The sequence below is a fragment of the Actinophytocola sp. genome, from assembly GCF_050699915.1.
Classification (GTDB): domain Bacteria; phylum Actinomycetota; class Actinomycetes; order Mycobacteriales; family Pseudonocardiaceae; genus Actinophytocola.
In genome coordinates, this window is the sequence record NZ_JBOHGA010000212.1 from 1 (window position 1) to 10,431 (window position 10,431).

At 72.5% G+C, this 10,431-nt stretch carries 12 protein-coding genes and 1 tRNA gene; 10 read left to right on the plus strand and 3 right to left on the minus strand.

Going from position 1 to position 10,431, the window contains the following annotated elements; all coding sequences use genetic code 11:
• Window positions 1–169: 169 nt before the first annotated feature.
• From ACRDSK_RS27275 to ACRDSK_RS27285, 3 genes are all read left to right on the plus strand, one after another.
• Window positions 170–883 (plus strand): lytic polysaccharide monooxygenase, encoded by a 714-nt coding sequence (locus tag ACRDSK_RS27275; protein ID WP_431444178.1) that lies wholly within the window; start codon window positions 170–172, stop codon window positions 881–883.
• A 67-nt stretch (window positions 884–950) separates the two neighbouring features.
• The gene (locus ACRDSK_RS27280) at window positions 951–1,526 is read left to right on the plus strand and encodes a DUF305 domain-containing protein (RefSeq protein WP_431444179.1); all 576 of its coding nucleotides are present in this window, start codon (window positions 951–953) and stop codon (window positions 1,524–1,526) included.
• An 86-nt stretch (window positions 1,527–1,612) separates the two neighbouring features.
• Window positions 1,613–1,990: a VOC family protein gene (locus ACRDSK_RS27285; protein WP_431444181.1), complete on the plus strand. Its 378-nt coding sequence runs from the start codon at window positions 1,613–1,615 to the stop codon at window positions 1,988–1,990.
• On the opposite strand, the gene ACRDSK_RS27290 is transcribed toward ACRDSK_RS27285, so the two are convergent.
• Window positions 1,987–2,907 (minus strand): YihY/virulence factor BrkB family protein, encoded by a 921-nt coding sequence (locus ACRDSK_RS27290; protein WP_431444182.1) that lies wholly within the window; start codon window positions 2,905–2,907, stop codon window positions 1,987–1,989. The genes ACRDSK_RS27285 and ACRDSK_RS27290 overlap by 4 nt on opposite strands.
• 143 nt (window positions 2,908–3,050) lie before the next feature.
• On the opposite strand from ACRDSK_RS27290, the gene ACRDSK_RS27295 reads away from it, so the two are divergent.
• The 4 genes from ACRDSK_RS27295 (at window position 3,051) to ACRDSK_RS27310 (ending at window position 6,615) form a co-directional block, all read left to right on the plus strand.
• On the plus strand, window positions 3,051–3,821 hold the full coding sequence (locus ACRDSK_RS27295) for a polysaccharide deacetylase family protein (RefSeq protein WP_431444183.1): 771 nt from the start codon (window positions 3,051–3,053) through the stop codon (window positions 3,819–3,821).
• Between the two features lie 63 nt (window positions 3,822–3,884).
• Window positions 3,885–5,060, plus strand: coding sequence for a serine/threonine-protein kinase (locus ACRDSK_RS27300; protein WP_431444184.1), 1,176 nt, complete (start codon window positions 3,885–3,887; stop codon window positions 5,058–5,060).
• Window positions 5,061–5,095: 35 nt separating this feature from the next.
• Window positions 5,096–5,956, plus strand: a complete 861-nt coding sequence (locus ACRDSK_RS27305; RefSeq protein ID WP_431444185.1) for an ATP-binding cassette domain-containing protein — start codon at window positions 5,096–5,098, stop codon at window positions 5,954–5,956.
• The gene (locus tag ACRDSK_RS27310) at window positions 5,953–6,615 is read left to right on the plus strand and encodes a hypothetical protein (protein WP_431444187.1); all 663 of its coding nucleotides are present in this window, start codon (window positions 5,953–5,955) and stop codon (window positions 6,613–6,615) included. Before ACRDSK_RS27305 ends, ACRDSK_RS27310 begins: the two co-directional genes overlap by 4 nt.
• Here ACRDSK_RS27310 and ACRDSK_RS27315 read toward each other — a convergent pair.
• Complete coding sequence (locus ACRDSK_RS27315; RefSeq protein WP_431444188.1) at window positions 6,612–7,286, minus strand: GOLPH3/VPS74 family protein; 675 nt, start codon at window positions 7,284–7,286, stop codon at window positions 6,612–6,614. The two genes, ACRDSK_RS27310 and ACRDSK_RS27315, sit on opposite strands and share 4 nt — an antisense overlap.
• Window positions 7,287–7,384: 98 nt before the next feature.
• On the opposite strand from ACRDSK_RS27315, the gene gndA reads away from it, so the two are divergent.
• A complete protein-coding gene (gndA, locus tag ACRDSK_RS27320) occupies window positions 7,385–8,824 on the plus strand; it encodes an NADP-dependent phosphogluconate dehydrogenase (RefSeq protein WP_431444189.1) in 1,440 nt (479 codons plus the stop codon).
• A 5-nt stretch (window positions 8,825–8,829) separates the two neighbouring features.
• On the opposite strand, the gene selD is transcribed toward gndA, so the two are convergent.
• Window positions 8,830–9,834, minus strand: coding sequence for a selenide, water dikinase SelD (gene selD, locus ACRDSK_RS27325; protein WP_431444190.1), 1,005 nt, complete (start codon window positions 9,832–9,834; stop codon window positions 8,830–8,832).
• A gap of 13 nt (window positions 9,835–9,847) precedes the next feature.
• Between selD and ACRDSK_RS27330 the strand changes: the two genes are divergently transcribed.
• Together ACRDSK_RS27330 and ACRDSK_RS27335 are read left to right on the plus strand one after the other, a co-directional pair.
• Window positions 9,848–9,943, plus strand: a tRNA-Sec gene (locus ACRDSK_RS27330).
• 23 nt (window positions 9,944–9,966) lie between these two features.
• A partial coding sequence (locus ACRDSK_RS27335) for a GTP-binding protein (RefSeq protein ID WP_431444191.1) occupies window positions 9,967–10,431 on the plus strand: 465 nt, incomplete at its 3' end.

Genomic DNA, 10,431 nt, shown 5'->3' on the forward strand with positions numbered 1-10,431 from the left:
ATACTGGAACGTGACCGGCGGCGTCGCATCGGGCGCGGTCCTGTGTGGACCAGGACTTTTCGTGGCCGTCACTTGGGGCGACTACTTGACTACGGGGTCAATCTGGTCTAGACCATAGATGTGGTCTGGACCACATCTCCGGAGTACACCCTGCAACCCGGGAGATGACATGAGCCTGAAACGGAGACTGGCCGTCCTCGGGGGCGCTCTCGCCCTCGCCCCGCTGCTCCTGGTGGTGATGCCAGCCGCCTCGGCCAGTTCGCATGGCTACATCTCGTCGCCGCCCAGCCGGCAGGCGCAGTGCGCCCAAGGGACCGTGTCGTGTGGTGACATCAAGTGGGAGCCGCAGAGCGTCGAGGGGCCGAAGGGGCTGCGCAGCTGCAATGGCGGCGTGCCGCGGTTCGCCGACCTCAACGATGACGGCAAGGGGTGGCACGCCACCTCGGTCGGCCGCACGGTCACGTTCACCTGGACGTTCACCGCACGGCACGCGACCTCGAACTACGAGTACTACCTCGGCAACACGAAGGTCGCCGAGTTCTCCGGCAACGGCCAGCAGCCGCCGCCGACCCTGTCGCACACGGTCGACCTCGGCAACGCCTCCGGGCGGCAGAAGCTGTTGGCGGTCTGGAACATCGCGGACACGGCCAACGCCTTCTACGCGTGCGTCGACCTCCAGGTCGGTGGCGGCAGCCCGTCGCAGCCGCCGAACAATCCGCCCGCGGAGAACCCGCCGGCCGGCGGGACGTGGGCGTCGGGGACGGCGTACCAGTCCGGCAGCACGGTCACCTACGGCGGCACGACCTACCGCTGCCGACAGGACCACACCGCGCTGCCCGGTTGGGAGCCGGCGAGCACGCCGGCGCTGTGGCAGTCCCTGTAGGACATCCGGCCGGCCCGCCGCGGCCCGGCGGGCCGGCCGGCGACCATCAGCGACCCGGAGTGACACGATGAGACTCCTCGCCGCGGTGTTCGCAGCCGTGCTGGTGCTCAGCGGGTGCGGCAGCACGCTCGCCGCCACGTCGGCCCCGCCACAGACCGCGCCGCCGCTCCCCGACACGTTCAACGACACCGACGTGATGTTCCTGCAGATGCTCGTGCCGCACCACGAGCAGGGCGTCGAGCTGGCGGGCCTGGCCGCGACCCGGGCCACCGGCGACGACGTGCGCACCTTCGCCGCCGCCGTCGAGGCCACGCAGGCGGACGAGCTCGCGGACATGAAGGAGTGGCTGAGCGACTGGAACCAGCCGGTCGCCGCCGACCCGAACCCGCGGGCGCACACCGGCCACGGCGGCATGCACACCACCGACCCGGAGGTCGTCGACGCGCTGCGCCGGATCCCCGCCGGGTCGGAGTTCGACCGGACGTTCCTGAACGTGCTCACCGGCCACCAGCACGGCGCGGTCGAGCTGGCGCGCATCGAAACCGGGTCCGGCAAGTACCGGGGTGCTACCGATCTGGCGGAGCGGATCGTCGGGTCCCGCACGGCGCAGATCCGGCAGATGGCCCGGCTGCTGGCCGAGTAGCCACTGGCAGGTGGACGTCGGGCCCGACCGGTGAGGGCGCCGGTCGGGCCCGGCCTGCCCGGGAAGTCCGGGCTACCGTGGGCGAGATGAGCGACCGACCGGCGATGACCCTGACCGCGACCGTGCTGAGCACACCGGATCCGGTGACACTGGCCGACTTCTACCACCGGCTGCTGGGCTGGCCGGTGGTGACCAGCGAGCCGGGCTGGGCGATGCTGGAGCGGCCCGGCGGCGGCCCGGGCCTGTCGTTCCACGTCGACGAGGGCTACGTCCGCCCCGTCTGGCCGAGCGCGGCCGGCGAGCAGCAGCCGATGAGCCACCTCGACATCGCGGTCGCCGACCTCGGCTCGGCGCGGGAGTTCGCGCGGGCGCAGGGCGCCGTCGTCGCCGACTTCCAGCCCCAGCACGAGGTTCTGGTCTGCCTCGACCCCGACGGCCACCCGTTCTGCCTCTACCGCCCCTAGTCCATCGCCCGGGTGTCGCGCGGCTCCAGGAACGGCTCCTCCTCCGGCGGGTGCCCCTCCTCGATCTGCCGCTCGCGGGTCAGCTCGGCGTCGAGCTCGGCGCCCAGCAGGATCGCGATGTTCGAGATCCACAGCCACATCAGGAACACGATGACCGCGGCGAGTGAGCCGTAGACCTTGTTGTACGAGGCGAAGTTCGCGACGTAGAAGGCGAACCCGAGCGACGCGACCACCCACGTCAACACCGCGAGCGCGCTGCCCGGCGTGAGCCAGCGGAACCCGAGGTGCCGCACGTTCGGCGAGGCCCAGTACAGCAGCGCGATCGCGAGGCTGACCAGGATCGCGAGCACCGGCCACTTAACGATGTTCCACACCAGCACGCCGGTGGAGCCGAGGCCGAGCAGCTCGCCCACCTGCTCCGCGACGCCGCCGGTCAGCACCACGCCGAGCGCGGCGGCCGCCAGCAGGAGCACCATGGCGAGGGTCAGGAACACCCGCAGCGGCAACGTCTTCCAGACCGGCCGGCCCTCCTCGACCTCGTAGACCGCGTTGGACGCGCGGATGAACCCGCCGATGTACCCCGACGCCGACCACAGCGCGCCGAGCAGGCCGATGATCGCGACTGGTCCGGCGAACGAGGCGGAGCCCTGCAGTTGCTCGATGACACCGATGAGCGTGTCGCGTGCCCCGCCGGGAGCGAGCTGCTGGATGTTCTCGATCAGCGGCTGGGTCGCCGACTCACCGAGCAGCCCGACGACGGCCGTGAGCACGACGATGCCGGGGAAGATCGACAGGATGCTGTAGTAGGTCAGTGCCGCGGCCCAGTCGAGCATGTCGTCGGCGAAGAACTCCTTGACCGCGCGTTTCAGCGCGCGCCACCAGGCGCTCTTGGGCAGTTGCGTCGGTCCGTCGGACATTTCGCCTCCTCGTGCGTGGCGGACCGAGTACCCCGCCAGGCCGCGATCAGTCGGCGTGTCGGTGCGGGTTCGTCTTGCGCCGGGGCCCGGACGAGTTACGGTCGGAAACACTGAGGGACGCGGCAGTCAGGCCGGAGGCCACGGTGCGCAGACAGGTGCTCGAGCCGCCCTACATCTACCGGTGGACCGTCCTGTTCCTCGCGATCGCGTTGGTCGCGGCCGTGCTCGTGCAGACCTTCCAGTCCGAGCCGGAGGCGGCCGAGCCGACCCACGCGCAGGCCCGGCCGCGGCCCGCGGCCAAGCCCGACCCGGTGTCCGCACAGCTGATCCGGCGGCTGGCGACGAACGACCGCGTCGTGGCGCTGACCTTCGACGACGGCCCGCACCCCGTGCACACGCCGCGAGTCCTGGACCTGCTGGCCGAGTACGACGCGGTCGCCACCTTCTGCATGGTCGGCTCGCAGGCCCGACGCCACCCGAACCTCGTCCGCGACGTCGTCGACGCGGGCATGCGGCTGTGCAACCACACCGTCCGCCACGACGCGCGGCTTGCCCGCCGCCCGCTGCCGGCCATCGATCGCGAACTGATCCAGGCCAGCGACGACCTGCACGCGGCCGCGGGCGACGACGTGCCGATCGGCTACTTCCGCGCGCCCGGCGGCAACTGGTCGCGACCGCTGGAGCGCACGGCCGCCCGGCACGGGATGCGGCCGCTCGGCTGGACGGTCGACCCCCGGGACTGGAGCCGGCCGGGGACGGCGAAGATCGTCGCCGCGGTGCGGCGGGGCGTGCGGCCCGGTTCGGTGATCCTGCTGCACGACGGCGGTGGCGAACGGGACCAGACCGTGGCGGCGCTGGAGAAGCTGCTGCCGTGGCTCACCGACGAGGGCTATCGGCTCGATTTCCCGGCCTGAAAATTTCCGCCCGTTTCGCCCCGCTCCGCGTCGGGTAGCCCCTATCCTCGGCGGAGGGTACTCATGGACCACACGCAGTGGAACACCACAGGGACTCTGGGCGACAGGTATGTCCTGCGCACCAGGGTGGGGTCCGGCCGTGCCACCACCGTCTACGTCGCCGACGACGTGCGGCTCGAACGCCGCGTCGCGGTCAAGCTCTTCCACACCACTCCCGGCGAGGACGACCTCGCCCGCTTCGCCGCCGAGACCGAGCTGCTCGCCGGCCTGTCCCACCCGGGTCTCGTCACCGTCTACGACGTGAACCTCGACACCGTCCTGCCGTACCTGGTGATGCGGCTGATCGACGGCGGCCCGCTCAGCGACTACGTCGACGACCAGGACATCTCGCCCTCCGCGCTCGCCCAGCTCGGCGCCCAGCTGGCCGACGTGCTGAACTACGTGCACGAGCGCGGCATCGTCCACGGCGACATCGACGCCCACAACGTGCTGATCGACGAGCAGGGCGCGGGCCAACTCACCGGCTTCGGCGTGGACCACGGCCTCGTGTGGCCCTCCGACGACATCCACGCGCTCGGCGTGCTGCTCGAGGAGTGCCTGCCCCAGGACCTCGGGCCGGAGTGGCGCACGGTCATCGAGATGATGACCGACCCGGATCTCGACCAGCGGCCGGACGCCGTGCGGTGCGGCGAGCTGCTGCGCAACCTCGCCGCCGGCGACACCACCGACATCCCGCTGCCCGGCCTCGACTCGGCTCAGGAGGACCCGCTGGACCTGCTGGCCGGGCTCGGGTCCGTGACGCTCGACGACTCGGCGGCCGAGCCGCCGCCGCGCAAACGCCCCGCCTACGCCGGTCTGGCCGGCATCGGCCTCGCGCTGGCCGCGCTCGCGGCCGTGGTGGTGACGACCACGACCACCGGCCCGCCGGGCGAGCAGTCCGGTGAGCAGCGACAGGACTCGCCGGCCGAGGAGCAGGACGCGGAGCCCGGGGCGGAGCCGCCGGCGCAGTCCTACCCGCAGGCGCCCGCCCAGCGCGAGGCGCCCGCGCGTCCGAGCCGGCCGCCCGAGGATCCCGAGCCGCCCGACCGCAGCAGCCAGACGACTCCGCCCCCGCCGCCGGACCCAGGGGACGACGGGCCGGGCAACGGCAACGGCAATGGCAACGGCCGGGGTCCGGACGGCGACCGCGACGACGATGACGGCGGTCTGCTCGGCGACATCATCGGCGGTCTCGGCTAACAACCGACGTTCGGCCGACGTGACCATGACCCGTGATGGCGTTAGATAGGGCGATGCGGCTGCGGGGAGTTGGCAAGCGGTACGGAACGGGCCTCATGGTGCTCGACAAGATCGACCTGGACCTGGCGCCCGGCGAGGTCGTCGCGATCACCGGCGGCAACGGTTCTGGCAAGTCGACCCTGTTGCGCCTGCTGGCCGGCGTGGCGCGGCCGACGAGCGGCACGGTGTCCGGCCGGCCGCGCGAGGTCGGCTACGTCCCGGAGTACTTCCCGGACGACGACAGCATGTCCGCGCTGTCCTACCTCACGCACATGGGCCGGCTGCGCGGGCTGACCACCAAGGACTCCGCCGGCCGGGCGGGCCGCCTGCTCGACCGGTTCGCGCTCTCCGGCGGCCGGAACACCCCGCTGCGCCGGCTGTCGAACGGCAACCTGCAGAAGGTCGCGATCGCGCAGGCGGTCGTCGTCCGGCCGCGGCTGTTCGTCCTCGACGAGGCGTGGGCCGGTCTCGACGTGGTGGCGCACAGCGTGCTGGCGGAGCTCGTCGAGGAGGTCGCGGGCGCGGACGGCACGGTCGTCTACACCGACCACCGCCAGACCGTCGGCGCGACGCGGGTGATGCAGGTGGTCAACGGCAGCCTGATCGAGCTCGACGCCGAGCCGGTGCTGGTGACCCAGGTGGTGCTCAACCCGCCCGCGGACACCGACCTCGACCAGCCGGTCGCGCTGCCGAAGTCGTTGTCCGGGGCGATGTCGATGGCCCACGACGGGGAGAAGGTCTTCGTGCGGGTGAAGCGGGCCGAGGCGGACCAGCTGCTGCTCGAGGTGCTCGGCGAGGGCTGGTCGGTGGTGCGGGTCGACGAGCCCGTCGCGGTCGCGCTCGGAGGTGACTCGTGATCCCGCTGGTTCGCTACACCGCCTCGGTCATGCTGCACTCGCAGCGCTACCTGCCGCCGGTGCTGCTGTTCCTCATCGGCATGGGAACCTTCGCCCGCGACGCCGGGATCGAGCCGGCGGTGCCGATCTTCGCGTCGATGACCGCGGTCGCGTTCGTGTGCGCGGCCTGGCTCACGGTCGCGGTGGCCACCGCGGAGGACCCGGTGCAGCGCGCGATCACGTCGGTGAACGCCGGTAAGTCGTGGCCGCAGCTGGTGGCCGTGGCGGTGGTCGTGGTGTCGACGTTCGCCGTGCTGATCCTCCCGCTGCTGGCGCTGCCGGTCGTCCTCGGCAACCGCGGCCTTGGCCTGGCCGACCTCGTGGTGGGCGCGATGGCGCTGCTGACCGGGGCCTGCACCGGCGCCGCGGTCGGCCTGCCCACCTCGCGGCTGGTGATCCGCCGGCGGGGCGCGGCGCTGCTCGCGACGCTGCTGCTGCTGATGGTGTTCCTGCTGGTGCGCGGGCTGCCGCCGGTGAACACGCTGGTCACGCTGCTGAGCGAGGAGGGCGCCGACCCGACGGGCGTGCTGCTGCCCGGGTTCGCCTACCTCGCGCTGGCCGTCGCCGTCCTGGCCGGCAGCGTCGCGGGCACCCAGGTCATCGTCACCCGGCGGGACTAACCGCCTCCGCCGTCGCCACCCGAGGCCGCGGTGCTGGCCACGACCGCCGCGGTCGTCGCCGCGTAGACCGCCTCCACCGCCTTGCGCACCGCCGTCGCCGCCCAGCTGCCCTCGGCGATCTCCTTGGCGCGGCGGCGGGCCGCGCGCCGGTCGCGGACGTCGAACACGGTGGTCACCGCGTTCAGCGCGGACACCAGGGCGATGAGCGCGGCCGTCCGCTCGTCCGGCTTCGCGCCGTCCAGGGCCGTGCGGACCTGCTTGCGGACGGTCGACCTGTGGGCCGTGTCCTGCGGGAACAGGCGCTGGGAGGGGAACAGGCCCAGCGTCTTGCGCCACTCCCGGCGTAGCACGCCCGCATCGACCATCCCGTCGGTGAGCCGCTCGCGCAGGCGCTTCGCGAGAGCGTCGATCACGTGCTGCGGCTTGCGCCCCTCCCGGTTGGCGAGCACCTCGAGGCCGGTGACCAGCACGGGGTGCTCGGGTGCCGGCCCGGGCCGCAGCACCAGCCGGCCCGCCCGCACCTGCTCGCCCTTCTCCGTGACGCGGACGCGGTCGAGCAGCGCCAGCTCGAGCAGGACCGCCCCGGCGAGCCCCTTCTCGATGTTGGAGACGCGGTTCTTGCCGGTTCCGTCGTCCAGCGCCAGCAGCAGCAACTCCTCGGCGAGCAACATGTCACCAGCCTATCCACCGTGGCGCGCGCCGCTCGCGGGCTGACAGCGGGACGATCCTGCGGCAAGGTTGCGGCCAGAACAGCGACGAGAGGACCCACATGAGCTCTCCGGCACAGATCGGCGTCACCGGACTCGCGGTCATGGGCCGCAACCTCGCCCGAAACCTCGCCCGCAACGGGTACGCGGTGGCCCTGCACAACCGGACCGTGGCGCGTACGAAGTCCCTGGTGGCCGAGCACGGCGACGAGGGCACGTTCGTGGCGACCGAGACGCTGGAGGAGTTCGTCGCGGCGCTGGAGCGGCCCCGGCGCGTGGTGATCATGGTGAAGGCCGGCGGGCCCACCGACGCGGTCATCGACGAGCTGGTGCCGCTGCTCGAGGACGGCGACATCATCATCGACTGCGGCAACGCGCACTTCGCCGACACCCGCCGCCGCGAGGCCGACCTGCGCGAGCGTGGTCTGCACTTCGTGGGCGCCGGCGTGTCCGGCGGCGAGGAGGGCGCGCTGCTCGGGCCGAGCATCATGCCGGGCGGCTCGGCCGAGTCCTACGCCTCGCTCGGCCCGATGTTCGAGAAGATCGCCGCGCAGGTCGACGGCACGCCGTGCTGCACGCACGTCGGCCCGGACGGTGCCGGCCACTTCGTCAAGATGGTGCACAACGGCATCGAGTACGCCGACATGCAGCTGATCGCCGAGGCCTACGACCTGCTGCGCGACGGGCTCGGCGCCTCGCCGGCGGAGCTGGCCGAGATCTTCGCGGAGTGGAACTCCGGGGACCTGGAGTCGTTCCTGATCGAGATCACCGCCGAGGTGCTCGGCCACACCGACGCCGCGACGGGCAAGGGTTTCGTCGATGTCGTGCTGGACCAGGCCGAGCAGAAGGGCACCGGCCGCTGGACCGTGCAGACGGCGCTGGACCTGGGCGTGCCGGTCACCGGCATCGCCGAGGCGACGTTCGCCCGTGCCCTGTCCGCGCACCCGGCCCAGCGCTCGGCCGCCCGTGCCGTGCTGCCCGGGCCGGCGCGGGGCTCGGTGCCGGTGTCCGATCGGGACGGTTTCGTCGACGAGGTGCGCAAGGCGCTGTACGCGTCCAAGGTCGTCGCGTACGCGCAGGGCTACGACCAGATGGCGGCGGCGAGCGCGGAGTACGGCTGGAACATCGACCTCGGCGCGATGGCCACCATCTGGCGCGGCGGCTGCATCATCCGGGCCCGGTTCCTGGACCGCATCCGCGAGTCGTACGCGTCGAACCCGGGCTTGGAGTCGCTGCTGGTGGCCCCGTACTTCGCCGACGCGGTGGCGCAGGGCCAGGACGCGTGGCGGCGGGTGGTCGCCCACGCCGCGCAGGCGGGCATCCCGACGCCGGCGTTCTCCTCGTCGCTGGCGTACTACGACGCGCTACGCGCCGACCGGCTGCCGGCCGCGCTGATCCAGGGGCTGCGCGACTTCTTCGGCGCGCACACCTACCGGCGGGTCGATCGGGAGGGCAGCTTCCACACGCTGTGGGGCGCCGATCGCACGGAGACCGACGCCTGACGCGGTCAGCGGACTTGGACGGTGACTCTGTCCACGGCAGGGACGAGCTCGCCGATCACCGGGGCGCCGGGGATCTCGCCGGCGATCAGTAGGCCGCCGGAGGTCTGGGCGTCCGCCAGGAGGAGGAGCGTCAGCTCGGACGCCTCGCCGGGGTCGAGGTGTGGGCGGACCCAGTCGAGGTTTCGCTTCGTGCCGCCAGATACGTAGCCCGCGCGCGCCGAGGACTCGGCTCCGTCGAGATACGGCACCGCGGCCGCGGACACGACCGCGGTCACCCCGCTCGCCCGCGCCATCTTGTGCAGGTGCCCGAGCAGCCCGAACCCGGTCACGTCGGTCGCCGCTCGGACGCCCGCCGCCAGGGCCGCCGCAGACGACTCGCGGTTGAGCGTGGCCATCGACTCGACCGCGTGGGCGAACACCTCTCCGGTCTGCTTGTGACGGTTGTTCAGCACCCCGACGCCGAGCGGCTTGGTCAGGCTGATCGGCAGCCCGGCGACCGCGGAGTCGTTGCGCAGCAACCGAGAAGGGTGCGCGGTGCCGGTGACCGCGAGCCCGTACTTCGGCTCCGGGTCGTCGATCGAGTGCCCGCCGGCCAGGTGACAACGCGCCTCGGTGGCGACCGCGAGACCACCACGCAGCACCTCGCGCGCCAGCGACGCCGGCAGCACGTCCCGCGGCCACCCGAGCAGGTTCACCGCGAGCAGCGGCGTGCCGCCCATCGCGTAGATGTCCGACAGCGCGTTGGCCGCGGCGATCCGGCCCCAGTCGAACGCGTCGTCCACGACCGGCGTGAAGAAGTCCGTCGTGGACAGCACCGCCGTGTCCCCGTTGAGCCGCACGGCCGCCGCGTCGTCGCCGCTCTCCAGCCCGACGAGCAGCTCGCCGGGCAGCTCGCGACCGGACGGAACGGGGCCGAGGCCGGCGACCATCTCCTCCAGCTCGCCTGGCGGGATCTTGCACGCACACCCGCCGCCGTGGGCGTACTGGGTGAGTCTTACCGGCGTGGTCATATAGTCCCCAGTCGGAGGCGTACGTGTTCCTGGTGGACGCCGCGGTCTTCAAAACCGACGTGGCCCGGTATCCGGGTCAGGCAGGTTCGATTCCTGTCCGCCTCCGCCAATCCTTCCCGAGGAACGCCCACCATGCACGTGCTCGCGACCGCCGGCCACGTCGACCACGGCAAGTCGACGCTGGTGCGCGCGCTGACCGGCATCGAGCCGGACCGGTTGGCCGAGGAGCGCCGCCGCGGCATGACGCTGGACCTGGGCTTCGCCTGGACGACGCTGCCGGGCGGTGAGACCGTGGCGTTCGTCGACGTGCCGGGCCACGAGCGGTTCGTGGCCACGATGCTCGCCGGCGTGGGACCGGTGCCCGGCGTCGTCGTGGTCGTCGCCGCGGACGAGGGCTGGCGCGCGCAGACCGCCGAGCACGTCGCGGTGCTCGACTCGCTCGGCGTGCGGCACGGCCTGCTCGTGGTCACCCGCGCCGACCTGGCCGACCCCGCACCCGCGCTGGCGCAGGCTCGTGAGCGGCTGCGCAGCACCTCGCTCGAGGGAGTCGAGGCGGTCGCGGTCAGCGGGGTCACCGGCGCCGGCCTCGACGAGCTG